Annotated in this window: 25 protein-coding genes; 17 read left to right on the top strand and 8 right to left on the bottom strand. The window is 53.3% G+C overall.

The window, feature by feature from the left end; translation table 11 throughout:
• Positions 1–13 precede the first annotated feature (13 nt).
• From atpE to OES20_00255, 10 genes are all read left to right on the top strand, one after another.
• Positions 14–244, top strand: coding sequence for a F0F1 ATP synthase subunit C (atpE, locus tag OES20_00210; GenBank protein MDH3633103.1), 231 nt, complete (start codon positions 14–16; stop codon positions 242–244).
• Positions 245–281: 37 nt separating this feature from the next.
• Entirely contained in the window at positions 282–752 is a 471-nt protein-coding gene (locus tag OES20_00215; GenBank protein MDH3633104.1) for a F0F1 ATP synthase subunit B, read from the top strand.
• A 10-nt stretch (positions 753–762) separates the two neighbouring features.
• A complete protein-coding gene (locus tag OES20_00220; GenBank protein ID MDH3633105.1) occupies positions 763–1,308 on the top strand; it encodes a F0F1 ATP synthase subunit delta in 546 nt (181 codons plus the stop codon).
• Between the two features lie 30 nt (positions 1,309–1,338).
• Positions 1,339–2,880 carry a F0F1 ATP synthase subunit alpha gene (gene atpA, locus OES20_00225; GenBank protein ID MDH3633106.1) on the top strand — a complete coding sequence of 514 codons (1,542 nt, stop codon included), beginning with the start codon at positions 1,339–1,341 and terminating at the stop codon, positions 2,878–2,880.
• Between the two features lie 12 nt (positions 2,881–2,892).
• Positions 2,893–3,753: a F0F1 ATP synthase subunit gamma gene (atpG, locus tag OES20_00230; protein ID MDH3633107.1), complete on the top strand. Its 861-nt coding sequence runs from the start codon at positions 2,893–2,895 to the stop codon at positions 3,751–3,753.
• Positions 3,754–3,792: 39 nt separating this feature from the next.
• Positions 3,793–5,172, top strand: a complete 1,380-nt coding sequence (gene atpD / locus OES20_00235) for a F0F1 ATP synthase subunit beta (GenBank protein ID MDH3633108.1) — start codon at positions 3,793–3,795, stop codon at positions 5,170–5,172.
• A 9-nt stretch (positions 5,173–5,181) separates the two neighbouring features.
• Positions 5,182–5,595 (top strand): F0F1 ATP synthase subunit epsilon, encoded by a 414-nt coding sequence (locus tag OES20_00240; GenBank protein MDH3633109.1) that lies wholly within the window; start codon positions 5,182–5,184, stop codon positions 5,593–5,595.
• A 212-nt stretch (positions 5,596–5,807) separates the two neighbouring features.
• Positions 5,808–7,178, top strand: a complete 1,371-nt coding sequence (gene glmU / locus OES20_00245; protein ID MDH3633110.1) for a bifunctional UDP-N-acetylglucosamine diphosphorylase/glucosamine-1-phosphate N-acetyltransferase GlmU — start codon at positions 5,808–5,810, stop codon at positions 7,176–7,178.
• 3 nt (positions 7,179–7,181) lie between these two features.
• Positions 7,182–9,005, top strand: a complete 1,824-nt coding sequence (gene glmS / locus OES20_00250; protein MDH3633111.1) for a glutamine--fructose-6-phosphate transaminase (isomerizing) — start codon at positions 7,182–7,184, stop codon at positions 9,003–9,005.
• Between the two features lie 31 nt (positions 9,006–9,036).
• A complete protein-coding gene (locus tag OES20_00255; GenBank protein ID MDH3633112.1) occupies positions 9,037–9,300 on the top strand; it encodes a hypothetical protein in 264 nt (87 codons plus the stop codon).
• Here the strand turns inward: OES20_00255 and OES20_00260 are convergent.
• From OES20_00260 to OES20_00275, 4 genes are all read right to left on the bottom strand, one after another.
• Positions 9,274–11,706, bottom strand: a complete 2,433-nt coding sequence (locus tag OES20_00260) for a heavy metal translocating P-type ATPase (protein ID MDH3633113.1) — start codon at positions 11,704–11,706, stop codon at positions 9,274–9,276. The two genes, OES20_00255 and OES20_00260, sit on opposite strands and share 27 nt — an antisense overlap.
• A gap of 230 nt (positions 11,707–11,936) precedes the next feature.
• Positions 11,937–12,608 (bottom strand): hypothetical protein, encoded by a 672-nt coding sequence (locus OES20_00265; protein ID MDH3633114.1) that lies wholly within the window; start codon positions 12,606–12,608, stop codon positions 11,937–11,939.
• A 14-nt stretch (positions 12,609–12,622) separates the two neighbouring features.
• Positions 12,623–14,023 carry a hypothetical protein gene (locus tag OES20_00270; GenBank protein MDH3633115.1) on the bottom strand — a complete coding sequence of 467 codons (1,401 nt, stop codon included), beginning with the start codon at positions 14,021–14,023 and terminating at the stop codon, positions 12,623–12,625.
• Between the two features lie 64 nt (positions 14,024–14,087).
• Positions 14,088–14,276 carry a hypothetical protein gene (locus tag OES20_00275; protein MDH3633116.1) on the bottom strand — a complete coding sequence of 63 codons (189 nt, stop codon included), beginning with the start codon at positions 14,274–14,276 and terminating at the stop codon, positions 14,088–14,090.
• Between the two features lie 207 nt (positions 14,277–14,483).
• Between OES20_00275 and OES20_00280 the strand changes: the two genes are divergently transcribed.
• From OES20_00280 to OES20_00290, 3 genes are read left to right on the top strand one after another with little or no spacing between them, the layout of a single operon-like run.
• The gene (locus tag OES20_00280; protein MDH3633117.1) at positions 14,484–15,287 is read left to right on the top strand and encodes a response regulator; all 804 of its coding nucleotides are present in this window, start codon (positions 14,484–14,486) and stop codon (positions 15,285–15,287) included.
• On the top strand, positions 15,284–16,798 hold the full coding sequence (locus OES20_00285; GenBank protein ID MDH3633118.1) for an ATP-binding protein: 1,515 nt from the start codon (positions 15,284–15,286) through the stop codon (positions 16,796–16,798). Before OES20_00280 ends, OES20_00285 begins: the two co-directional genes overlap by 4 nt.
• A 19-nt stretch (positions 16,799–16,817) precedes the next feature.
• Positions 16,818–18,209 carry an amidase gene (locus tag OES20_00290; GenBank protein MDH3633119.1) on the top strand — a complete coding sequence of 464 codons (1,392 nt, stop codon included), beginning with the start codon at positions 16,818–16,820 and terminating at the stop codon, positions 18,207–18,209.
• Here the strand turns inward: OES20_00290 and OES20_00295 are convergent.
• From OES20_00295 to OES20_00305, 3 genes are all read right to left on the bottom strand, one after another.
• Positions 18,099–19,001, bottom strand: coding sequence for a divergent polysaccharide deacetylase family protein (locus tag OES20_00295; protein MDH3633120.1), 903 nt, complete (start codon positions 18,999–19,001; stop codon positions 18,099–18,101). The genes OES20_00290 and OES20_00295 overlap by 111 nt on opposite strands.
• Before the next feature lie 8 nt (positions 19,002–19,009).
• A complete protein-coding gene (locus OES20_00300) occupies positions 19,010–20,308 on the bottom strand; it encodes a S41 family peptidase (protein MDH3633121.1) in 1,299 nt (432 codons plus the stop codon).
• Positions 20,309–20,473: 165 nt separating this feature from the next.
• Positions 20,474–21,652: a peptidoglycan DD-metalloendopeptidase family protein gene (locus OES20_00305; protein MDH3633122.1), complete on the bottom strand. Its 1,179-nt coding sequence runs from the start codon at positions 21,650–21,652 to the stop codon at positions 20,474–20,476.
• A gap of 61 nt (positions 21,653–21,713) precedes the next feature.
• Here OES20_00305 and OES20_00310 point away from each other — a divergent pair, with 61 nt between their 5' ends.
• The 4 genes from OES20_00310 (at position 21,714) to OES20_00325 (ending at position 23,983) form a co-directional block, all read left to right on the top strand.
• Positions 21,714–22,046, top strand: a complete 333-nt coding sequence (locus tag OES20_00310) for a metalloregulator ArsR/SmtB family transcription factor (GenBank protein ID MDH3633123.1) — start codon at positions 21,714–21,716, stop codon at positions 22,044–22,046.
• Between the two features lie 63 nt (positions 22,047–22,109).
• Positions 22,110–22,511 (top strand): rhodanese-like domain-containing protein, encoded by a 402-nt coding sequence (locus tag OES20_00315; GenBank protein ID MDH3633124.1) that lies wholly within the window; start codon positions 22,110–22,112, stop codon positions 22,509–22,511.
• A 3-nt stretch (positions 22,512–22,514) separates the two neighbouring features.
• A complete protein-coding gene (secB, locus tag OES20_00320) occupies positions 22,515–22,985 on the top strand; it encodes a protein-export chaperone SecB (GenBank protein MDH3633125.1) in 471 nt (156 codons plus the stop codon).
• Positions 22,986–22,990: 5 nt separating this feature from the next.
• Positions 22,991–23,983, top strand: a complete 993-nt coding sequence (locus OES20_00325; GenBank protein ID MDH3633126.1) for an NAD(P)-dependent glycerol-3-phosphate dehydrogenase — start codon at positions 22,991–22,993, stop codon at positions 23,981–23,983.
• Positions 23,984–23,988: 5 nt separating this feature from the next.
• Here the strand turns inward: OES20_00325 and OES20_00330 are convergent, their stop codons facing one another.
• Complete coding sequence (locus OES20_00330; protein ID MDH3633127.1) at positions 23,989–24,447, bottom strand: tRNA (cytidine(34)-2'-O)-methyltransferase; 459 nt, start codon at positions 24,445–24,447, stop codon at positions 23,989–23,991.
• Between the last annotated feature and the right edge of the window lie 155 nt (positions 24,448–24,602).

Raw genomic sequence — 24,602 nt, forward strand, 5'->3', positions numbered from 1 at the left:
TCAGGAGACAATCATGGAATCAGCCTTGTTATATATCGCAGGCGCTTTAATGATGGGCTTGGGCGCACTCGGTGCGGCTGTAGGTATTGGTGTACTCGGTGGACGATTTCTCGAAGGTGCTGCGCGCCAACCGGAGCTGATCCCGATGTTACGTACCCAGTTCTTCATCGTTATGGGTCTGGTCGACGCGGTGCCGATGATCGCGGTTGGCCTGGCTATGTATGTCATGTTCGCGGTTGCTTAAGCGCGACAGGCCTGACATTTAAAGCGAGGACAGCAATATGAATTTCAATGCGACGCTGATAGGGCAAACCATCACCTTTATCGTGTTTGTCTGGTTCTGCATGAAATATATATGGCCACCACTCATGGCAGCACTGGAAGAGCGTAATGCTCGAATTTCAGAGGGCCTGGCCGCAGCACAACGTGGTCAACAGGACCTGGAAGAGGCCCAGGCGAAAGTCAGCGACAGCCTGAAAGATGCCAAGCAACAGGCACAGGAAATTATCAACCAGGCGCAGAAACGTGCCAACGAGATCGTCGACGAGGCCAAGGACGCCGCGCGTGAAGAAGCCGATAAAATCAAGGCCGCGGCCAGCGCCGATATCGATCAGCAAATCAATTCGGCACGCGACGAACTGCGCAAAGAGGTATCCTCGATAGCGCTCGCCGGTGCCGGTCAGATCCTGAAGCGCGAAGTCGATGCCAATGCGCATGCGGCTGTGCTTGATGAACTGGTTGCCCAGATTTAGGGTTTAGAAGATGGCTGATTTTGAAACCGCCGCCCGACCCTACGCCAGGGCTATTTTCGAACTGGCGAGTGACGAAGGCAAGCTGGATCAATGGCAGAATAACCTGCGGTTGGCCGCCGCGATTGCGGCGGACGAATCCATGAAGACTTTTCTGGAGCAGCCTGACGTGCTACCGCGGGAGCTGGGCGTACTGTTCCTGTCGGTACTCGAGGGTGCCGGGGTCGAGGACGATGGTGACTTTGGCAACACCGTCCGCCTGCTTGCTGAAAACCGACGCCTGGCGGCGCTGCCGGCAATTGCCGATGTGTTTACCAACCTCAAGCAGGAGGCCGAGGGCAAAATCGAAGTGCGGGTCAGAAGTGCCCAGGCCTTGAGTGCCGAGCAACAGGAAAGTATCGCCAGCAGCATGGCCAAACGGCTCGGTAAGGAAGTCAGCATTACGACCGAAGTAGATGACAGTTTGATCGCCGGTGCGATCGTCACCGCGGGTGATCTTGTTATCGATGGTTCGGCCAGCGGGCGCATGGAAAAATTAACCATAGCGGTCAACAAATAACAGATTTTTACGATTACGGGATAAAACGCGATGCAACTTAATCCGTCAGAAATTAGCGAACTTATCAAAGATCGCATCAAGAATTTTGAAAGTGTAGCCGAAGCCAGAACCGAGGGCACAATTGTCAGCCTGATGGACGGCATCGCACGTATTCACGGCCTTGCCGACGTCATGTCGGGCGAGATGATCGAGTTTCCAGGCAATACCTACGGTATGGCGCTTAACCTTGAGCGGGACTCGGTTGGCGCGGTAATTCTGGGTGACTACGAGCACATCTCCGAGGGGGACAAGGTTAAGTGTACTGGGCGGATTCTCGAAGTGCCGGTGGGCGAGCAGATGCTCGGTCGGGTCGTTAACTCACTCGGGGAACCCATCGACGGCAAGGGCGCTATCGACGCCAAGCAATTCGAACCGATTGAAAAGGTAGCACCTGGCGTTATCGCGCGCCAGTCGGTATCGCAGCCGGTGCAGACAGGCCTCAAGTCGATTGACGCGATGGTACCGATCGGTCGTGGCCAGCGCGAGTTGATCATCGGTGACCGTCAGACCGGCAAATCCGCGGTTGCTATCGATGCCATCATCAATCAGAAAGGCACCGGTATCAAGTGTGTCTACGTCGGTATCGGCCAGAAGGCCTCGACGATATCCAACGTAGTGCGCAAGCTTGAAGAATTCGGCGCCATGGAGCACACCATCGTGGTCGCGGCGAACGCATCGGACTCGGCGGCACTGCAGTTTATCGCGCCCTATTCCGGCTGTACCATGGGTGAATACTTCCGCGATCGTGGCGAAGATGCACTGATTGTCTACGACGACCTGACCAAGCAGGCCTGGGCTTATCGCCAGGTTTCGTTGCTGCTGCGTCGTCCGCCGGGTCGGGAAGCCTACCCGGGTGATGTTTTCTACCTGCACTCACGCTTACTTGAGCGCGCCGCGCGTATCAACCCCGACTACGTCGAAAAAATTACCGACGGTAAGATCAAGGGCCAGACCGGTTCGCTGACGGCGCTGCCGATCATCGAAACCCAGGGTGGTGACGTGTCGGCTTTCGTGCCGACTAACGTTATCTCGATCACCGACGGTCAGATCTTCCTCGAATCGGATCTGTTCAATGCCGGTATCCGGCCTGCGATCAACGCCGGTCTGTCGGTATCCCGCGTCGGTGGTGCGGCGCAGACTCCGATCATCAAGAAACTTGGCGGTGGCGTGCGCCTGGCGCTCGCACAGTACCGCGAACTGGCGGCCTTCTCGCAGTTCGCCTCCGACCTTGACGAAGCCACGCGCAAGCAGCTGGAACGCGGTCAGCGCGTAACCGAACTGATGAAGCAGCGCCAGTATTCACCGATGTCGGTGGCTGAAATGGCGATCTCGCTGTACGCGGCAAACGAAGGTTATCTCGACGACGTCGTCGTCACCAACGTGGTTGCCTTCGAGGATGCGATGCTCGCACATATCCGTTCCAACAAACAGGACATGCTCGACAAGATCAACGAGTCCGGCGATTACAGCGACGATATCGCGGCCGAGATCAAACAGGCAATTGACGACTTCAAGGCCAACGGCGTTTACTAAGGGAGCTTAGATATGGCTGGCGGCAAGGAGATAAAGACCAAGATCACGAGTGTTAAGAATACTCAGAAGATCACCGCGGCGATGGAAATGGTGGCTGCGAGCAAGATGCGCCGCGCCCAGGACCAGATGTTCGCCGCGCGCCCCTACGCACAGCGTATCGCCGACGTGGTCAGCCATGTCGCCAGTTCGAATCCCGAGTACAAGCATCCGTTTCTGATCGAGCGTCCGGTCAAGCGCGCCGGAATTGTTGCCGTGGCTACCGACCGGGGGCTTTGCGGTGGTCTTAATACCAACATGTTTAAAAAGGCGCTCAACCACATCGGGGACCTCGATGAAAAAGGTATTGAAATCGAGGTAGTGACTTTCGGCACCAAGGCGCTGAACTTCTTCAAGCGCATCGGTGCAAAAGTTGTCGCGGAGACTAGCCATATCGGTGACAGCCCCGAAATCTCGCAAATCATAGGACCGGTGACGACCCTGTTGAAGAGTTACGAAAAGGGCGAAATCGATGTCATTTACCTGATCGCCAACGAGTTTGTGAACACCATGACCCAGCAGCCGAAGATGGTGCAGCTGGTGCCGGTGGAACCCGCACCCGACAAGGAGCTCAGCCATCACTGGGATTATATTTACGAGCCCGATTCGAAAGAGGTGCTCGACGGCGTGCTGGAGCGCTATATCGAGTCGCTGGTGTACTGGGCCGTGGTCGAGAACGTGGCCTGCGAAATGGCGGCACGCATGCTGGCGATGAAAAACGCAACCGATAACGCCGGTGCGATGATCGACGAGCTGCAGTTAATTTATAACCGCGAGCGCCAGGCTTCGATTACGCAGGAAATCAGCGAAATCGTCGGCGGCGCGGCGGCAGTTTAAGACTTTTTACGCATATTGAGATTGACAGAGGAATAACAGATGAGCACAGGTAATATCGTGGAAGTAATCGGCGCGGTCGTCGACGTGGAATTTCCCCGAGACGCTGTTCCCAAGATTTTCGATGCGCTTTTGATCGCCGAGGCCGAAGGCCTGACGCTGGAAGTGCAGCAGCAGCTCGGCGATGGTGTCGTGCGTACTATCGCGATGGGTGCCGCCGAGGGCTTGCGTCGTGGTCTCGAGGTTAGTAACACCGGGCAGCCGATCACAGTTCCGGTGGGTCAGAAAACACTCGGACGCATCATGGACGTACTCGGTAATCCGATCGATGAAAAGGGGCCGATCGGTGAAGAATCACGTATGCCGATTCACCGCAAACCACCGACTTACGACGAGCAGTCACCTACCACTGAAATTCTCGAAACCGGTATCAAGGTTATCGACCTGATCATGCCGATCGCCAAGGGCGGCAAGATCGGCCTGTTTGGTGGCGCTGGTGTCGGCAAGACGGTAACCCTGATGGAGTTGATCCGTAACATCGCGGTTGAGCACTCGGGCTTCTCGGTTTTCGCCGGCGTGGGTGAGCGTACCCGGGAAGGGAACGACTTTTACCACGAGATGACCGAAGGCGGCGTTATCGACAAGGTATCGCTGGTATACGGACAGATGAACGAGCCTCCCGGTAACCGGCTACGGGTGGCACTGTCGGGTTTGACCATGGCGGAGTACTTTCGCGATGAAGGCCGCGACGTTTTGATGTTTGTCGACAACATTTACCGTTACACGCTGGCAGGCACCGAGGTATCGGCACTTCTTGGACGGATGCCGTCCGCGGTTGGTTACCAGCCGACGCTGGCGCTTGAAATGGGTGTACTGCAGGAACGTATCACATCGACCAAGACCGGCTCTATCACGTCTTTCCAGGCGGTATACGTACCGGCGGACGATTTGACCGATCCGTCACCGGCAACCACCTTCGCGCACCTTGACGCCACGCTGGTATTGTCGCGCCAGGTTGCCGAGCTGGGAATTTATCCCGCGGTAGATCCGCTTGATTCGACCTCGCGTATTCTCGATCCGAACGTGGTCGGTAACGAGCACTACGACACCGCCCGCGGCGTGCAGGGTACCCTGCAACGCTACAAGGAACTTAAGGATATCATCGCGATTCTGGGCATGGACGAACTGTCTGAGGAAGACAGGCTGGTGGTCAGTCGAGCGCGCAAAATTCAGCGCTTCCTGTCGCAGCCGTTCTTCGTCGCCGAGGTATTCACCGGTTCTCCCGGCAAGTACGTATCGGTCAAGGATACCATTGCAAGTTTCAAGCAGATTCTCGAAGGCGAGATGGACCAGTATCCGGAGCAGGCGTTTTACATGATTGGCGGCATCGAAGAAGTCGCCGAACGTGCCAAGAACCTGTAAGGTAACGTCATGGCCACCATCCAGGTAGAAATCGTCAGCGCCGAGGAGCAGATCTTCTCGGGCGAGGCGCACATGGTGTATGCGCCGGCGATTATGGGTGAAGTCGGTATTGCGCCGCGCCATACGCCACTGATTTCACCGCTCAAACCGGGCGAAGTACGCCTCGATATGGGCGACGGCAAGGAAGAGTTTTTCTTCATATCCGGGGGTATTCTGGAAGTCCAGCCACACCTCGTAACAGTACTCTCCGACACCGCGATTCGCGCAGATGATCTCGACGAGGCCGCCGCCATCGAGGCCCAGAAGCGCGCCGAGGCGGCACTGGCCGACCAGCAATCCGATCTCGACGTCGCCAAGGCCAAGGCCGAACTTGCCGCCGCCGCCGCGCAAATCCAGGCAATCAGGAAACTCAAGCGAAAGTGACGAGGCATATAGAAAGGGGCATAGGCCCTTTTTACATGCCCTGTCATCCCGGAAGCTGCGCAGCAGCTATCCGGGATCTCGCAATCATCAGTCCGATACCAGCGCAGGGATATAATCTCCTGTTACGACTTATCTCGCCAAAACCTTCAGGATAATGAAAAAAATGTGCGCTGTTTTACGGTTATTGAAGCATTTTCCATTATTATTCGCATATGCCACTTAGTATTGTCATTCTCGCCGCGGGCCAGGGAACACGCATGAAATCTGCGCGTCCCAAGGTGATCCATGAGCTCGCCGGCAAGCCGTTGCTGCAACATGTCGTCGATATCGGTCGTGCGCTCGAACCCGAGCAGTTAATTGTCGTGGTCGGACACGGTGCCGTGCGGGTGCAGGAATCGATGCAGGAACCGGACCTGATCTTTGTCGAACAGCGCGAGCAGTTGGGCACCGGGCATGCCCTGGCGCAATGCCTGGAGCAGGTAACCGCAGGTAACGAGGTGCTGGTGCTGTACGGGGACGTCCCGTTAATTCGCGCCGCAACCCTGTCACAGATGATCGAACAGGGTCAGGATGCCGTGGTTCGCATACTGAGCTTCAAACCCGACAATCCTTCCGGTTATGGCCGTATAGTGCGTCAGGGTGATTTATCGGTGCGCGCTATCGTCGAGCATAAAGACGCCAGTCCGGAACAGCTTGGCATCGATGAATGCTATTCCGGCATCATGGTGATTCGCGGAGATCGATTGCAATTCCTTGTCAGCGCGATCGATAAGGATAACGCCCAGGGCGAGTATTATCTGACCGACGTGGTAGATATTGCGGTAGCCAATGGTGATGTCGTTAACGCGGTAATTTGCGCGAATCCAGATGAAGTGATCGGCATTAATGACCAACGACAGCTGGCAGATGTTGAAGCCATTTACCGGTCTCACCAGGCCGAGCTGCTGATGGCGCAGGGCGTCAAATTATACGATCCAACGCGTATCGATATTCGCGGTGAGGTGACGGTCGGCCGCGATGTCGAAATCGATATCAATTGCCTGTTAGAGGGCACGGTTTCGCTTGGAGATAACGTGCGCATCGGTGCCAATTGCGTGATACGAAACACCAGCATCGGTGACGGCAGTGAAATCCATCCCATGACCTCGATCGATGACGCGGTGATCGGTTGCGACGTCAGTATCGGTCCGTTTGCACGGATTCGTCCCGGTGCCGAGTTTGACAATACGGTCAAAATAGGAAATTTCGTGGAAGTAAAGAAATCGCATATTGGTGAAGGCAGCAAGATCAGTCATCTGAGCTATATTGGTGACACCGAGATGGGTGCCGGGGTCAACATCGGTGCGGGCACCATCGTGTGTAACTACGACGGCGTTAACAAGTTCAAGACCGTGATCGAAGACGGGGTATTTATTGGCTCGGATACGCAGCTGGTAGCACCGGTAACGGTTGCACGTAATGCGACCATTGGCGCGGGATCAACTATTACCAGGGATGCACCGGCCGACAGGCTTACCCTGTCACGCGCGAAACAGGTTACCATTAACAGTTGGTCTAAACCATCGAAGCAGGAGGAGAGTTAGTCCATGTGTGGCATCGTAGGCGCATTAGCGCAACGCAACGTCAGTTCGATACTGCTTGAGGGTTTATACCGCCTCGAGTACCGCGGTTATGACTCCGCCGGTATGGCGCTTATAGAAAATCATAAGCTGTCACGATTCCGTGCGCTCGGCAAGGTCAGTGAGCTTGAAACCCGGATGCCGGTTGAACAACCGGGACATGTCGGAATCGCGCACACCCGCTGGGCCACCCACGGTGCGCCTTCCGAAACCAACGCCCATCCACACTTTTCCAACGACCGCATCGCGGTTGTTCACAACGGGATTATCGAGAATTACAAGGCCATTCGTGAACGTTTGCTTAAAGCAGGATACGAGTTCAGTTCTGAAACCGACAGTGAAGTTGTTGCGCATTTAATCGACAGTTATTTCAACGGCGACCTGTTTGATGCCGTAAAAAAAGCGGTCGACGAACTAGAAGGCGCATTTGCGCTCGGCATTATTGCCGTCGATGATCCGCAAACACTCGTCGCCTGTCGTCGTGGTAATCCGTTGGTGGTTGGCGTGGGGATCAAGGAGAATTTTGTTGCATCCGATGTATCGGCGCTGTTGCCGGTGACCAACCGGTTCGTATATCTTGAAGAGGGTGACTACGTCGTTCTGCATAATGGCGATTACCAGGTCTACAACTCGTCAGGTAAAGCCAGGCAACATGACGTAAAGATCAGCGAGTTGAATAGCGACTCGGCCAACAAGGGCGAGTACCGTCATTACATGCTGAAGGAAATTCACGAGCAGGGACAGGCGATTGCCGAATGCCTGGAAGGCCGCATCAGCGACAAGACCGTGCTCGATTCGATTTTTGGCTATGACGCCGATGCGATTTTCGAGCGCGTCGAGAATGTCCAGATCATTGCCTGCGGTACCAGTTATCACGCTGGAATTGTCGCCCGCTACTGGATCGAGTCGCTGCTGGATATACCCTGCCAGGTCGAAGTCGCGAGCGAGTTCCGTTATCGCAAGGCGGTAGTTCCCGAGAATACATTGTTCCTGACCCTGTCGCAGTCGGGGGAAACCGCCGATACGCTTTCGGCACTGCGTAGCCTCGAGTCGAAAAATTATTGTGGCTCCCTGAGCATTTGCAATGCACCGGAATCGTCAATGGTACGCGAGTCGGACCTGGTCATGATGACCCGCGCCGGACCCGAAATCGGGGTTGCGTCGACCAAGGCTTTTACCACGCAACTGGTGGCGATGCTGTTATTTGTTGCGGCACTCGGCAAGCGGCAAAAGCGACTCGACGATAAAATCATAGCCGACATTATCGGTGAATTGAATGCCCTGCCCGCGCTGATCGAAAAATTACTCGGGCTCGAAGCGCAGATCGAAGTCATCGCCGAGGATTTTGTCGATAAAGAACACGCGCTGTTTCTCGGCCGCGGTGAGCATCACGCCATCGCGATGGAGGGCGCGCTCAAGCTCAAGGAAATTTCCTATATCCACGCCGAGGCCTATCCTGCCGGTGAACTCAAGCATGGGCCGTTGGCCCTGGTCGACGCCGAGATGCCGGTGATCGTGGTGGCGCCAAACGACGATCTGCTCGAGAAGCTGCACTCCAATATGCAGGAGGTCAAGGCGCGTGGCGGCAAGCTTTACGTATTTGCCCACCGTGGGGCACACCTTGAAACCGATTCCGACGATATCGTGATCGAGATGGATTGTGACACCGACTGGGTGACCCCGATCCTGTCGACGATTCCACTGCAGCTATTCAGCTATCACGTCGCGGTATTACGCGGCACGGATGTCGATCAACCGCGTAACCTCGCCAAATCGGTCACTGTTGAATAACGCTGACGTCGATCGATCCGGGTCCAGAATTGTGGCGATTGCCATCACCCCGCTGCCGCTATCAATACTGCTGTCACTGGTCGCCTGTAGTGCGGGTCAGCAGCGTCCGATCCCGGTGGACAGGCCACAGACTGCATGCGTCGATCCGCGTCCGCAGATATGTACCATGGATTACACCCCCGTCTGCGCCGAACTCAGAAGTGGTGAATTGAAAACCTATTCCAACGCCTGCTCGGCCTGTGCTGACGCATACGTGGTTTCATATCGCCTAGATCCTTGTGTTGCTGAGTCGTAGTGCATTGCCGATAACTGACACCGAGCTCAAGCTCATCGCGGCGGCGGCAATCATGGGCGATAATAACAACCCGAATATCGGGTACAACACGCCGGCGGCGACGGGAACGCCCATCGAGTTGTAAATAAATGCGAAGAACAGGTTCTGGCGGATATTTCGCATCGTCGCCCTGCTCAGGCGCTGCGCCCGCACGATACCGCGCAGGTCACCCTTGACCAGGGTGACACCCGCGCTTTCCATCGCAACATCGGTACCGGTACCCATGGCGATGCCGACATGGGATTGTGCCAGGGCCGGGGCATCGTTGATGCCGTCGCCGGCCATCGCAACAATGCGCCCCTCTGCCTGTAACTTTTTGATGACCTCTACCTTTTGCTCTGGTGAAACCTCGGCTTCGATACGATCGATACCAAGCGGGCCGGCGATCGCGTTGGCGGTGGTCACGTTATCCCCGGTCAGCATGACGATATCAATCCCTCCTGCGTGCAGGTCAAGTATCGCCTCCGGGGTTGATGCCTTGACGGGGTCGGCCACGCTGAGCAGTCCGGCGGCTATGCTATCGATAGCAACGTACATGACGGTCTGTCCCTGGTTACGGCCGGTCTCGGCAATTGAGGGTAAATTTCCGGAATCGATCGAAAGGGATTGCAGCAACTTCAAATTACCCAGTGCAATCTGGTGTTCTCCGACGCTGCCAGTGACGCCCTCGCCCGTCATCGAAACAAAGTTTGCAACCGTTTTGAGATCGATATTCCGATCCCTGGCGCCTTCAACAATGGCCGTCGCCAACGGATGTTCGCTGGCGCGCTCGAGACTCGCTGCGAGCTGTAGCACGATGTTTTCGTCATAACCATCGCCGGGATGTACCGATACCAGCCGTGGCTTACCCTCGGTCAGGGTGCCGGTTTTATCCACCACCAGCGTATCGACTTTCTCCATGACTTCGAGTGCTTCGGCGTTCTTGATCAATACACCCATGGTGGCACCTTTGCCGGTGCCTACCATGATCGACATGGGTGTGGCGAGGCCCAGCGCACAGGGGCAGGCGATAATGAGAACCGCAACCGAGTTGATGATGGCATACGCGAGTCGGGGTTCGGGACCGACCAGTCCCCAGGCGATCAGGGTAATGACCGCAACCGCTACCACGGCTGGTACGAAATACCCGGCCACGACGTCGGCCAGTTTTTGTATCGGAGCACGTGAGCGCTGTGCCTCGCTGACCATTGTCACAATTTGTGCGAGCAAGGTTTCGGCACCCACTCTTTCTGCCTGCATCAACAGGCTGCCGGTGCCATTAACAGTTGCGCCAATCACGACGTCACCCGCAACTTTCTCTACCGGGATCGGTTCGCCGGTAACCATGGACTCATCCACGGCGCTGTTGCCGCTGCTGACAATGCCGTCTACGGGTATCTTTTCCCCGGGCCTGACGCGCAGTATGTTCCCGGGTTTGACAAGGTCCAGGGCGATATCTTCTTCGTTTCCGTCTGCATGCACGATGCGGGCGGTGTTTGGAGCGAGCCCCAACAGCAACTTGAGCGCGGCGTTGGTATGGCTGCGCGCGCGTAACTCAAGCACCTGGCCGAGTAGTACCAGGGTTGTGATGACGGCGGCCGCTTCGAAATAAACCGGAATCGTGCCGTCGCCGTGCAGCATATCAGCCGGGAAAATACCGGGTAACAACAATGCAACCACGCTGTAACTCCAGGCAACGCCGACACCAATCGCGATCAGCGTAAACATGTTGAGATTCCGGGTCCGCAGCGACAGCCAGCCGCGCTGAAAAAAAGGCCAGCCACACCACAGCACAACCGGGGTTGCGAGTACGAACTGGATCCATTGCGCTGTCTTCATCGACAGGCCCGGTGGCAATAAAGCCGGTGCGAGGTCGGCGATCATCGCCAGCACAAAAACCGGCAAGGCGAGCGACAGGCCGATCCAGAAACGCCGGCTCATGTCGATCAGCTCTTCATTCTTCTCTTCGATCTCGATCGTGCGGGATTCCAGAGCCATGCCACATTTGGGGCAACTGCCGGGATGGTCCTGTACGATCTCGGGGTGCATCGGGCAGGTATATTCAATTCGCGTGGACCGCAACGGGGTGCCTGCCGGTTCCAGCGCCATGCCGCATATCGGGCAGCTACCGGGGTGATCCTGTTCGATTTCAGGATCCATCGGACAAATGTATAAACTCGCATCGGCAACCGGATCAGTGACAGCAGGCCTGTCCGGGTTCAGATAGAAATTCGGGTCGTTACTGAATTTTTGTGCACAGCCCTGGCAACAGAAAAAATAATCAGTGCCTTTATACTGAACCGAGAATTCGCTTTCGGTTGACACTTTCATACCGCAAACCGGATCGTACAAATCGGTTGAAATATGATTTTCGGCGGTGCCTTGCATCGGTTTCTCAAGATTTGAAGGAGCAATGAAATAGATTATAAAGCCTGTAGTAACTACCGACACAAGGATAAAGATCCACGCTTATGCTGTGGTCGCGTCGTAGCTGTTCGATTGAACGGTACATCGAAATCGGTGTTGTTCCAGTCCAAAAAAAAACCCCGCCGAAGCGGGGTAGACGTGAGGAAAATCGAATAGTGATTTAACTGCAGGTTATGGCACCTGGAGTAGAATTATTTGACGTTATAGATAAATTCCTGGATCTTGGTCGCGTCAATCAACGTGTTCCAGCTTCTTGCACCAGAATCAACGATTCGCTGGTTCCATTTTTTAATACGCTTACGGTAGACTTCCGGATTGGCGCTGTCGTCGGTGAGCTTGATGACATTCATGGCAGCGATGTCGATGCCGTCAAATTCATCCTCGGCAAATTTTCGGACCACACCCGACGGCAGTTCCTCTTTCATATCGCTAAAGACGAACATCACCTGGGTACCGGATTTGGTCGCTTTTAGATAATCAGAGCAAAGCATTAAAGCGCCACTGATATCGGTAAGTCGGGACTTGGCATTACCCCTGCCAAATTTGTCCAGTGTTTTTGCAATTGCCAGTTTTTGAGTGTTGGCTTTTGTGGGCCTGTAATCCAGGGTCAGTTTTGTCACCAGATTTTCTTCCGCGTAGCTGTTACTGTCGATCTTGACCAAGAACAGGCTATCGCCAGGAATCATTTCGGGTACGATGCCGGCCTTGATGATATTGGCCACGTTTGCCTTCTCACCGGCGTAAGTGCCGGATATATCCATCAATGCACAGAATGATGTTTCATATTCTTTACTGTCGGTGCAGGCTGAAACAACGACTGATACCGATAGCGCGAGCAGAATACGGGTGATTATTTTTTCCATTGTATTCTCCCAGCTTAGCTTGCGCTGACATGTTTCCCGCTAATCAGATTAGCGATCTGCACGGGGATAATGATGTAGATGTCAAACACGTGCACCAATATATTAAAGAATCCCTCGATTAGATAAGCGATCATGTTAGCCAGATGGCAGAGCAAGGTGATGAATACGGTATACATCTTGGCGAATGCATGTTGGCTGGCCTCGATAAACATTTCCAGTGGTATCGCGATTACCGCCAGAATCCATGGCAGCACAAAGCCGAGCATTGCTTGTCCAATCACAGTAATTCTTGAGTTGATTTCATCGGAAACCGTCGCCGATCCTCCGGCCAGGCTGATATCAAGAGCGTTTTTGGCTTCTGCCAGGTTTTCCCGCAGGATCGCGAGCGACGCTTCTACCGTAGACAGAAACAAAAGCCCCAGCAGACAACCAAATAATATGATTTTACGCTTGGCCCGAGTCATATTGGCAATCTGGGGAAAGGTGTGGGTTACCCCTATTGCTTCAAATAGAAATATGCCTAAAACCAGTTCCAACGCGACAATAACCAGTGCGGAGATTTCTGATACTGCCATTCCGGCGACGCGAACTCCGGCAGGTACCAGTTCGGACATCGGCAGCGCTATCAGGTTAAAGTTGATAAAAGCGCCAACCAGGCCCACACAGATGACGATCAGTGAGATGATAAAAAGCTTGGTCACCTTTGAGGAGAGCATATCGATCGATTCGGGTTCAGCGGCCGAAATTTTTTCGTATTGAGTCATATATTTTTCAATATTACGGCTGTTTTCGGTCACCTTATCGACCTGACTACTGATCTCCTTGCCCAGTTTTTCAACCCGTTTCCAGATCGGTGCCATCGATCCCAGTATCTTGTGGCGTTTTGCTGAAACCTCGCGAAGTTCAGACAGGGCTTTCTTTTCTCCCTCAACCGCAGATTTATGAATTTCACCCAACATACCTTCGATAATTCGGTCAGAGGTCGAACCCTTTACCTTGGCGATACTCTTGACGACTTCACTCCATCCGGGTGCTTCGGGTGTGACCTGCCCACACTCGTTATAATCGGCCTCAAGCTGGCTGATTTTTTCGTCGAGTTTTAATTGTAATTTGGGGTAACCGGCAAGACTTTTGGTATTCGCCATATCGATTTTGGAAAATTCCTGAAGAATTTCGCCCTGAATTTTGGCAACCCCGGATTCCAGCAGGACTTTTCTATCCTTCTCGCGCATGGCCTCGGCCGTATTTTTGGTCCATTCGGCCAATTTTCTCAGGCCGCCGGCGGTTGCATCAGAAAAAGTCTGGATCATTTTATGCACGGGTTCCCTGGCAAAAAACAGGAAAATCATGCTAGCTGCTATCCAGACTGCGATTGAAACACCAGGCATTTCTGGCAAAAAGTAAAAACTCTTCATGGTGAGCTTCCTAATTTAATCTATGTTCGTGAGTAATAGAGAATAGATGCCTTTTGAAGGAATGCTATTCGTTGTTGGCAATCGAAAGTGCGTAATGCTTCAATTTCGGACTTTTTGTCGCCGAAAAATAGTGCAACAAGAATGCCTTTCTAGCCCTGCTCCAGCCATGCTTTTTCGCGACAATCCCGCTATTCCAGAGGGCTACGGTAATGCCGGGAACCGTTGACCAGGCCTTGATAATTTTTGTAAACATGGGATTAACCTCAGTTTTACTAAATGTATGAAGACTTTAGGCAGGCGCTGTGAAAAATCGGTGAAAAACATGAAAAAAAGGCTATAAATTTCTGCAAGGCGCTGTTTTATTTCGAAATATTTCGCATTCTGAGGCGCCACACAGCAGCCCTTGCAGGCGCCTATTATAGTTGAAATCTATGTTTAAAAAGCTTTACTGGACGCGCTGATGGCGGCTATTTTCTGGGTCGAAGATCAATCGCACTGGATCAAGAAGTTTTCTCCCGTGCTCGAAAACGAGGACTTTGACGGTAAGCCGAATTCGCTCGCAATTTATAATTTTGCCGAGGCCGCGCGGCAAAAGATTGCATTGACCGATAAGGAATCTCCGCCGGATGTGGCGCTGCTTGATGCGCGCATGAACGGCAATGACCAGGCCGGCTTTTCCGTTTCCAACGCGTTACGCAAGAAGTGGCCGCAATTGCCGATAATTTACCTGTCGGAGCACAGCGGTACCGAGATCGAGCGTGAAGCGCTGGAGCAGTTTTCCGCCACCGATTTTATTGCCAAACATCAAAACAATGTCGAGCAGGTTTTGTGCTGGCGTATCAAGGCAGTACTCAGGCAAGCGTCGATCGATACCGATTTATCATCGACGTTAAATATAATCAGCAGCGGCGAGCTGACGATCGATTTGAATACCTGGAATGTCTACTGGAAGGGTCAGCGTTTGATGAATCCGAGCAACGCCAAGCGTCCACTGGCACCAACGCCGAGGAAATTGTTGCGTGAGCTGATGGAGTCATCTCCCAGGCCGCTGACTGCCGGACAGATTGCCGAACGGCTCGATATGGACCCCGAAAAGTTTTCCTACGCCAGTTACCGCCAGCATATCAAGACGCTGCGGCGGGCTTTCGATGCGGTTGAGGACGGGACTGCCAGTTTCAGCGAGCTATGTAACCAGGGCCAGGGCATTGTCACTTTCGGCGATGAAGGGGCTTACTACTGGAAACCGCCTGGCAACAAAAAATGAAACCCGCTCGAGTTTATTATCCATGGCCTAGCACCCTGGCGGCACTGGCGGTTATCACCTGGCAATTCCTGCTGGCCAATGCCGCACTGTTCACGGAGCATCCCCTGCCTGAATCCATGCGCCAGCAGGACAGGCTGTTGATCGCGGGCGCGGTACTGGTGCTATTGATGACTTTTGACGCCTGGCGCTTTCTGAAGGCAAGTGCCCGCTGCAAGGAACAATTAAGGCAGCACCAGGACCAGATCAGCGAACTGTTTGATTCCAAGCGCGAACTCGGCACGCGCGCGCGCACCTACTCCGATCATGCGGACAAGTTGAAAATGTTCATCAGTGAACGGTTGCTCGAATATATCGAGTACGATGAAAAGTATTTGCACTTCAAAAATATTGCCTCCGAGGTGCGCCACAATGGTGTCATCAGTTATGACAAGGCGCAGACGGCGCTTAAGCATGCCCAGCTTACCTGTGAAGTAGGCGAGCAACAGCAATATCGTGAAGCTGCAGACGGTCTGCTTTATCTATGGGATTTGCTCGATCTGTCCACTACCGACAACATTACACTACATGTTGCAAACCAGATTTACGACTGCGAAGAACATTATTTTCAGGCGTTATTGAACGACGACGCAACCGAGCCCACGCCCTTTCAGCCTACCTTCATGATGAGCCACGCGCTGCGACGCGCGTTACTCCCTATTACCGATAATCCTGACCAGCTTGGATTGAACAACGGGTGGCCGAAGCGCGGCAGTTACCGCGATGAAAAATTCAAGATCCTGTTGCAGGCTGATAGCGAAATGCTCGGTAATGAAAACCACATGGTGTTGCTGATCGAGAACCTGCTCAACAACGCGCTTTTCTATGCGCAGCAGAAAGCTTACAAGAATCGCTACAGCAGCGTTTCGATACGCCTGGCACAACGTGGCGGTGAAGTGGTACTGGAAGTCTATAACCGGGGTCCGAGAATCAACGATGACGAAAAAGACAAGATCTATCAGCTCGGTTTTTCATCGCGGCGTATCCGCGAACATCACGGCAAGGGTCTTGGACTGTATTTTGTCAATGAAATCACCAAGGGCTTTGAAGGCTCGATCGTGTTTAACAATATCGACAATCGGGAAGACAGTATTTCGCTCAGCATCAAGCTGGTCAACGGCGAAATTCATAAGGAACAGCTTGAGATCGTCGAGGTAGATGGCAGGCCGATGTGTCGGCTCACGGGGTCGGAAGACAAGCATGCCAGACGTAATGAATGGTCATACGCTGCTCCGATTGCAAGCATAGAAATCAGTCCGGGCGCGGTAAAAAAACCACAGGTTATCTCCGGGTTGAAGAGTGGCGAGGATAGCAGCTACTTAGATGCAACCGATTCATTGCTGCCGCGCTGGGTGCTCGACGTCAAAAATCGCAAGCGCTCAGCGAAGCTGGTATTTATGCCGCTCGACGTGCGCGGTGTCGAGTTTGTAGCGCGCGTCCCCACCGCCAAATCAAGACTGGATAATCAGGACTAAGATCTCGATAATCAGCATCATGTCCGATGCTATCTACTGGTCAGCGAGCAGAATTGCACGTGAAATTCGCGCAGGTAACCTGTCCGCGCGAGAAATGGTTGATACCTGTCTCGACCGCATCGATCAGGTTAATCCCAAAATCAACGCGGTGGTGCAGCTGGCGTGCGAACGCGCCCGCAGCGAGGCCGACGCGCTCGACCGGCAGGCGGCCCGCGGACAATTCAAAGGACCGCTGCACGGGGTGCCAATTACGGTCAAGGATTCGCTCGATACCGAGGGTATAATCTCGACTGGTGGTACCCTGGGACGAAAATCATTTACCCCGGTGCATGATGCACCGGTTGTTGCACGGTTACGTAACGCGGGCGCTGTTTTGCTGGGGAAGACCAATACGCCGGAGCTTACCTTCAGTGGTGAAACCAATAACCTGATTTATGGCAGGACCAATAATCCCTATGATCTTGAGTGCAGTCCGGGTGGCAGCAGTGGCGGTTCAGCTGCCGTGATCGCTTGCGGGGGCTCGGCGCTGGAACTGGGGTCAGATACTGGCGGCAGTATTCGCGAACCCGCGCACCTTTGCGGAATCACCGGGATCAAACCGACTTCGGGGCGTACCCCGCGCACTGGGCATATCGTACCCTTTGGCGGTGGTGTGCTTGATTCTTTAACCCAAGTTGGGCCGATGGCGCGCAACGTTGAGGATCTCACATTGGCATTGCCGTTGATTTGTGGTCCTGACGGAACGGATCCCGCGATAGTGCCAGTCCCGATGCGCGATTCGCATGACGTGGATTTGTCGGCGCTGCGCATTGCCTGGTATGCCGATAACGGTATTGTCTCACCGCACGAAGATATTCAGCGTGTCGTCACCGAGACCGCCCGGGTGTTGCAACAGCGGGGATTAAACCTGACGGCCCAGTTGCTGCCGGGCACACGCCACCTGGTCAACCTCACCACACAATTGCGCGAAGCAACCAATGCCGGTTTCATCCTGCGCCTGCTGGAGCGTTATGGCACCGTTCGGCATGGCCCCGAGCTTGACGGCTACCTGACCGAACAAGGTATCGCCAACGCCAATCATCTTGACCCGGCCCTGCTCGAACAGGTAGACGAGGCGCGCAGTCGTGCGCTGGGATTTTTTAAGGATTTTGACGCGATTCTCTGCCCGGCTTCCTTCGCGGTTGCCCGACCTCACCAGGCTTCCCATGCTGACAGCTTTGACGACTGGGGTTATATCCAGATTCATAACCTACTGGGATGGCCGGGAGCGTCGGTACGTGCCGGTACCAGCACCGGGGGATTACCCGTTGGTGTGCAGTTGATTGCCGCGCCCTGGCGCGAAGATATCGTGCTGGCGCTGGCGCAGGAAATTGAAATGGTGATGGGTGGTTTTCAGCCACCAGGCCTGTAATAACGGGATTACCGACTGCAGTGTGGTTAACGGATTGAGCCAGTTTGCGGACAAACGTCGAACTTCTCGCTCGCGGATCAATTGCGAAAGGTGCATGAATTTAAAATTCCGATCGGCCTCAGGCAGGTTTTGACGCAATACATCGATGGTATGCGTATAGGGGTGTCCAATCGCAATAGCCGAGCCACGTTCGCGCGCCCGGGTTAGCCAGATATTGTACTGCAACCGGATTGCCTCGGGATTGGCGTCGTTGTCGAGAAATATATCGCGCGTGGTTGAACTCAGGCCAGCGTTGAGCGCCTGTGCGTATGCCACGCTGCGGGGTGAAGTGCGGCTATCGAGGAAATACAGCCGGGGATTGTAACCACGAATGCTTTCCATAACCGGGCGCATGAAAAAATCGAACTCGGTCAGGTGGCTGCCCATGTGGTTGTTAACGCCGCGGACAAACGGAATCTGTGCCAGCAGTGAATGTACCCTGGTCGTTAATTCGTCTTCGTCCATCGCCTCATTCAGCGCATTGGCTTCATGGGCTGCTTTCGAATGAATCGATTGCATGGGTAAATGCAGAATAACTTCCTTGTTTCGACTGTGCGCGAGGCGGGCCAGTCGTTGACTATAAACTGCACCCGGGAGTATCGCGTAAGTGTGATCGCCATCGAGGCCGATGGCAGCCTGACCGCTTTCCAGTGAGTACCCGAGATCGTCGATGACGAGCGACAGAACCGGACGCTGATCAGCCTGTGCCCCGAATGCAAATACGATTAGCAGAATCGACCAGGTTCGGGGCATCGCGCGAGCTAGCTGCTGATATTGTTCATGATGATCAGGCCCTTCAGCAGGTTGAGTGCTTCGTACAGCTGGAAGTCGGTTTTGGCTAATGTCTCGCCTTCATCTTTTTCATTGCCTGCACCAGATTTCTCACCGTTCGGATTGCTCAGGCGCCCCTCAAGATCACTCTCGGAATAGGTATCACGCGCTTTTTCGTCAGCTTCCGACAGTTTCACGGTGCTCAATTTGATATCGGGTTCGATACCGGTGGCCTGGATTGAGCGCCCGTTCGGCGTAAAGTAACGCGCGGTGGTCAACTTTACTGCCGAGCCGTTACGCAATTCCTGGATGGTCTGCACCGAGCCCTTGCCGAAAGATTTGGTTCCCATGATGATGCCGCGTTTGTGATCCTGTATCGCGCCGGCTACTATCTCCGAGGCCGAGGCCGAGCCACCGTTGACCAGTACCACCAGCGGCGCGCCATTGAGGCTATCGCCGGGCGTGGCCAGGTAGCGATGACTGGAATCATCGATGCGCCCTTCCGTGTAGACGATCAGGCCATCGTCGATAAACGCGTCGGAGACACCCACGGCACCGTTCAGGACACCGCCCGGGTTATTACGCAGGTCAAGCACCATGCCCTTGAGCCGCTCCTCTTTTTGCAGGTCGGAAACGGCCTTCAGTAAATCGGTGGTGGTGCGTGACTGGAAGTTGGTGATGCGAACATAACCAAATCCCGGTTCAAGCATACGATTCTTGACACTTTTAACCCGGATAATTTCACGCGTTATTGTAATCACCAACGGCTTTGGCTCACCCTCGCGTACGATGGTCAGGTCGATTGAGGTATTGGGCTTGCCGCGCATAATCTTGACGGCTTCGTTAAGCGTCATCCCTTTTACCGATCGCTCGTCGAGCTTGATAATCAAATCGCTAGCCTGCACGCCAGCACGTGATGCCGGGGTATCGTCAATGGGTGAAATAACCTTAACGAAACCGTTTTCCATACCGACCTCGATACCAAGACCACCAAACTGGCCGGTGGTGCCGATTTTCAAATCACTGAATTCACTGGTATTGAGGAATGCCGAGTGCGGGTCGAGCCCGCTTAGCATGCCACGGATGGCGTCTTCGATTAGCTTTTTATCGTCAACCGATTCGACGTAGTCTGATTTAACCTTGGAAAAAACCTCGGTAAAAGCCTGTAAATCCTCGAACGGGATTTGATCGTTTTCCTTGAGCGCATAAACACTGTGGCCGACCGCCAGTGACAGGCCAAGTAAGGTTCCACTCAAAAACCAGGTGGATGTTCGCAGATTTTTTAACATTCGTTTCTCCGATGGCGCGCGCTGTCAGCGGTCGTGATTAAGTATAATAGACCAGATATTGCCGTATAAGTTGTAATCAGTTCAAAAGTTAGGGTTATGACAGACGAATTCTACGGCAAAATTCGAGAATTTTCAGATTTATGACTCTGGCTGACGGGATCAGGGCTAACCCGAAGCAAACTTGTTACGCGCTTTACACCAGCCCGTAGGATTCTGTGGCTTACCCTTTTTACGTATTTCGAAGTAGAGACCGGGTTTTTTCTGTCCACCACTAGTGCCGATCGTGCTGATGATATCGCCGGCTTCAACCCATTCACCCGCGGTTTTAAATAGCGATTCATTGTGGCCATAAAGCGACAGGTAGGAATTGCCATGATCGATAATGATCAGGTTTCCAAGCCCGCGTAACCAGTCAGCGAATGCAATCCGTCCATGAGAGACTGCCTTGACCTCGCGACCGCCGGGTGCCTCGATCATGACACCCTGCCAACGCAGTTGAGACAATGGCTTGGTGCGACCGAAAAGTTTCTTGAGCTTACCCTTGACAGGCCAGGCCAGTTTTCCTTTTAACTCAGCAAAGGCTTTCTGTGAAATCTCGGATTCGGGTGCATCGACGAATATCTCCTCGATCGACTTGATCAGATTCTGTAACTGCCTGGCCTCGTCTTCCAGCCTGGAGAGACTGCCGCTGTGTTGTTTTAACTCTTTGTCGAGTGAACCAATGATTGTTTTGCGTTTTCCGAGATCGACACCCAACTCCTTTTTCTGTTGACCGAGTTGTTGCTGGTTTTTCTCCAGGTCTGCCTTTGCCTGCTGAATCAGCTGCTCTGTTTCGATAATTTTATCGATATTGCCCTGCACTTCATTGATCAAAGCGACCCGGGCGTTTGAAAAATACTGGTAGTAAACAAGGTTACGTTGCAGCGCCTGCGGGTCCTGCTGGGAGAACAGCAGCTTTGCTTTTTCCTGTCTGCCAACGGTAAATGCCGCGTATACCTGTTCGGCCAGGTAATCGTGCTCCTTGCTGAGTTGACGTTGATGTTTCGAACGCGTGGCTCGTAACTTGGAGAGTTCCGATTTCTTGGCCTTGATTTTCTTACCTGTCGCCCTTATTTGTTGATTGACCTTGCCAATCTTGCGCTCAATCGATTTAAGTTCCTTGATTGAACTCGATTTGCTGTCTTCCTTGCGATCGATGTTCTGTTTTAATTTATCAATCTTGCGCAGCAGCGTTTTGAGCTGTTTCTCCTTAGCTGACTTGTCATCCGCCATCGACACCGGATGCACCACGAGAGTGATAAGCAGCAATGGCAGTAACAGTTTATAGAGCGGTGATGTAGACATTGGCTCGATGTTTATCCATAATTATTCTCTAATATTAACGTTTGGTAATACTCCTAGGCAAATGAAAACTGAATCCCAGGCAGCAATTGATAGCGAGCAGCTACTGGCGCGAGCAGCAGACATCGAAGTTGCTTCACGCTCACTGAAGGCCATGTCGCACCCATTGCGACTGAAAATCCTCTGTACACTCGGGAATCGGGAAGTCTGCGTGCAGGGAATCGTCGAAAATGTCGGCACTTCGCAAAGTAATATCTCGCAACATCTCGCCATTTTAAGGGATAAAGGTATACTGTCGTCGCGCAAGGATGCGAACAAGGTTTTTTACCGTGTCGGTGATGAACGCACCCTGCGTCTGATCGGAATGATGCAGGAAGTATTTTGTTCCGCCGACTGAAACTTTACCCCTGACGATTCGTTTTTTTCAGCACGTATGTTGACTCAAATTTCTGAATTTGCGGTGAATCATCCATATCTGGTGATGGCATTTGTGGTGTTGCTGGCGCTGGTTTTTTTTAACGAGTTGAAAATCGCGACCCAGCGCTTTGCCAGCCTGACACCGGCCGCTGCGGTACAGTTGATGAATAAAGAAGATGTCGTCGTGCTCGATGTGCGCGAACCATCCGAAACGGTTGGTGGAAAAATTGCGAAAGCAATCCAGATTCCCGTTAGTGCGATCGCTAAACGCGTGGGTGAACTGGAAAAATATAAAGACAAGACCCTGCTGGTTTACTGTAAATCCGGCGCCCGTGCCGGTATTGCCTGCAAGGAGCTCAGCAAGAGTGGGTTCGACAAGGTGTACAGTTTGAATGGTGGTTTGTCAGCGTGGCAGGATGCCCACTTACCCGTGAGCAATAAATAGCAAATGAACGAGACAACCGAAGCAACAAAGCAATTCGCCATCCAGAAGCTGTATGTCAAGGATGCTTCTTTTGAATCGCCGAATTCACCACGGTTATTCGGTTTTGAAAAGTGGAATCCCAAGATTGAGTTGAACATTAGCAATGAGCAGAAGCACATCGAAGAAGACCTTTACGAAATCGTGTTGAAAATCACCGTAACCGTGTCTCACGAGGATGAAACAGCATTCCTGGTCGAAGTTCAACAGGCCGGTTTGTTCAAGGTTGGTGGTTTTGACGAGGACCAGAAAAAATACCTGCTCGGCAGCCAGTGTTTGAACATTCTTTTTCCCTATGCCCGCGAAGCTATTTCAGATCTGTCGGTGAGAGGGGGTTTTCCGCCCCTGACCCTGTCACCGGTTAGTTTTGACGCGCTGTATCAACAGCACCTGCAGCGACAGCAGGCAGAACAGGGCGAAACAGACGCCACCCATTAGGGCCGATGGCTGAAACCATTGCCGTACTCGGTGCAGGATCCTGGGGAACTGCGCTCGCGATACAGTTGGCACGCAACGAATTACAGGTCAGGCTCTGGGGTCACGACTCTGCTCATATAGAACGTTTACAGACGCTGCGAGAAAATACAGACTACCTGCCCGGCTTCGCCCTGGCTGAAAACATTGATCCGGTAGCGACCCTGGAAGCGGCCGTTGCCCAGGCGCCTTATCTGGTGATCGCCATTCCGAGCAAGGGATTTCGTATGCTGCTGAAGGAATTAAAACCGCTGATAACTGAAGACCAGGCCCTGTTCTGGGCCAGCAAAGGATTCGAGATCGAAACTGGTATGCTTTTGCACGAGGTTATTGACGAGGAACTACCGCTTCATCGCTATGGCGTGATTTCGGGCCCGACTTTTGCAACCGAGGTGGCCAGGGGGCTGCCAGCGGCGATTGCCTGTGCCGGCAATGATGCGCAAACCACGGCAGCCATTGCAGAGCGGCTCCGCGGTCATCATTTTCGCGCTTACACGACCGAGGACATTATTGGCGTCGAGCTTGGCGGGGCGCTTAAAAACGTACTTGCGATAGCGGTTGGGGTTGCGGATGGGCTGGGTTTCGGCGCTAACACGCGGGCTGCCTTGATGACCCGTGGGTTGTCGGAAATCATGCGCCTGGGGAAGCAACTCGGCGCCCACCAGGAAACCATGATGGGACTGGCCGGGCTCGGTGACATTATTCTTACCTGTACCGATGACCAGAGCCGCAATCGGCGCTTCGGGCTGGCGCTTGGGCAGGGTAAAACGATAGCGCAGGCCGAGATCGAAGTCGGTCAGACGGTCGAGGGTCTGCGTGCTGCCAGCGCCATACATAACAAGGCGAAACAGCTCGGGCTCGACTTACCCATCATTCAGGAAGTTTACAGCGTGCTCTACGAGAACAAGGACCCCCATGACGCCGTGCGTGATCTCGAAAAGCGTCCCCAGGGCCACGAGTAGTATCGCTAACGCTTAAAATCCATTTGTCGCCAGGCTTCGTAAACCGCGATCGAAACCGTATTGGACAGGTTCAAACTGCGGGAAGTCGACACCATCGGGATCAGAAGTTTATTGTCACCATTAAGTGACTCGAGAATTTCGAGTGGCAACCCACGACTTTCCGGACCAAATAACAGTGCGTCCCCGGGGCTGAATGTGGCCTCGCTATAAATTCTGCTGGCGCGGGTCGTGAATGCATATAAATTATTGAATTCACAGTTATTTATAAACGCTGTGTAACTTTCGTGACGCTCGGTATCGGCCCATTCGAGATAGTCGAGACCGGCACGACGCAACTGTTTATCGTCAAGTTCAAATCCCAGGGGCTCGATCAAATGTAAGCTGAATCCGGTATTTGCCGCCAGGCGCATGATATTGCCTGTATTAGGCGGGATTTCAGGCTCAAAAAGAACGATGTTCAGCATACCGGGAATTATTTTAGCTAATAACTTGAATAAACCCCACTATGATCTAATATTTCTAGCAATGACAATAAGTTAGGTCAATTTTCTGAAGGAAACTCTAGACTAAATTCGAGTCGGAATGGAGTCATCACCTTGCGTGCTATGCAACGCAAGGT

The sequence above is a fragment of the Gammaproteobacteria bacterium genome (assembly GCA_029862005.1).
Taxonomy (GTDB): domain Bacteria; phylum Pseudomonadota; class Gammaproteobacteria.

Excerpts from the sequence above, each read along its gene's own strand:
- OES20_00305 (MDH3633122.1), bottom strand. The coding sequence starts at position 21,652 with ATGTCTACATCACCGCTCTATAAACTGTTACTGCCATTGCTGCTTATC.
- atpG (MDH3633107.1), top strand. The coding sequence starts at position 2,893 with ATGGCTGGCGGCAAGGAGATAAAGACCAAGATCACGAGTGTTAAGAAT.
- OES20_00330 (MDH3633127.1), bottom strand. The coding sequence starts at position 24,447 with ATGCTGAACATCGTTCTTTTTGAGCCTGAAATCCCGCCTAATACAGGC.
- OES20_00295 (MDH3633120.1), bottom strand. The coding sequence starts at position 19,001 with ATGCCCCGAACCTGGTCGATTCTGCTAATCGTATTTGCATTCGGGGCA.
- OES20_00215 (MDH3633104.1), top strand. The coding sequence starts at position 282 with ATGAATTTCAATGCGACGCTGATAGGGCAAACCATCACCTTTATCGTG.
- atpA (MDH3633106.1), top strand. The coding sequence starts at position 1,339 with ATGCAACTTAATCCGTCAGAAATTAGCGAACTTATCAAAGATCGCATC.
- OES20_00265 (MDH3633114.1), bottom strand. The coding sequence starts at position 12,608 with ATGGAAAAAATAATCACCCGTATTCTGCTCGCGCTATCGGTATCAGTC.
- OES20_00260 (MDH3633113.1), bottom strand. The coding sequence starts at position 11,706 with ATGCAAGGCACCGCCGAAAATCATATTTCAACCGATTTGTACGATCCG.
- OES20_00280 (MDH3633117.1), top strand. The coding sequence starts at position 14,484 with ATGGCGGCTATTTTCTGGGTCGAAGATCAATCGCACTGGATCAAGAAG.
- atpE (MDH3633103.1), top strand. The coding sequence starts at position 14 with ATGGAATCAGCCTTGTTATATATCGCAGGCGCTTTAATGATGGGCTTG.
- secB (MDH3633125.1), top strand. The coding sequence starts at position 22,515 with ATGAACGAGACAACCGAAGCAACAAAGCAATTCGCCATCCAGAAGCTG.
- OES20_00270 (MDH3633115.1), bottom strand. The coding sequence starts at position 14,023 with ATGAAGAGTTTTTACTTTTTGCCAGAAATGCCTGGTGTTTCAATCGCA.
- atpD (MDH3633108.1), top strand. The coding sequence starts at position 3,793 with ATGAGCACAGGTAATATCGTGGAAGTAATCGGCGCGGTCGTCGACGTG.
- OES20_00220 (MDH3633105.1), top strand. The coding sequence starts at position 763 with ATGGCTGATTTTGAAACCGCCGCCCGACCCTACGCCAGGGCTATTTTC.
- OES20_00290 (MDH3633119.1), top strand. The coding sequence starts at position 16,818 with ATGTCCGATGCTATCTACTGGTCAGCGAGCAGAATTGCACGTGAAATT.
- OES20_00240 (MDH3633109.1), top strand. The coding sequence starts at position 5,182 with ATGGCCACCATCCAGGTAGAAATCGTCAGCGCCGAGGAGCAGATCTTC.
- OES20_00285 (MDH3633118.1), top strand. The coding sequence starts at position 15,284 with ATGAAACCCGCTCGAGTTTATTATCCATGGCCTAGCACCCTGGCGGCA.
- OES20_00275 (MDH3633116.1), bottom strand. The coding sequence starts at position 14,276 with ATGTTTACAAAAATTATCAAGGCCTGGTCAACGGTTCCCGGCATTACC.
- OES20_00325 (MDH3633126.1), top strand. The coding sequence starts at position 22,991 with ATGGCTGAAACCATTGCCGTACTCGGTGCAGGATCCTGGGGAACTGCG.
- glmU (MDH3633110.1), top strand. The coding sequence starts at position 5,808 with ATGCCACTTAGTATTGTCATTCTCGCCGCGGGCCAGGGAACACGCATG.
- OES20_00310 (MDH3633123.1), top strand. The coding sequence starts at position 21,714 with ATGAAAACTGAATCCCAGGCAGCAATTGATAGCGAGCAGCTACTGGCG.
- glmS (MDH3633111.1), top strand. The coding sequence starts at position 7,182 with ATGTGTGGCATCGTAGGCGCATTAGCGCAACGCAACGTCAGTTCGATA.
- OES20_00300 (MDH3633121.1), bottom strand. The coding sequence starts at position 20,308 with ATGTTAAAAAATCTGCGAACATCCACCTGGTTTTTGAGTGGAACCTTA.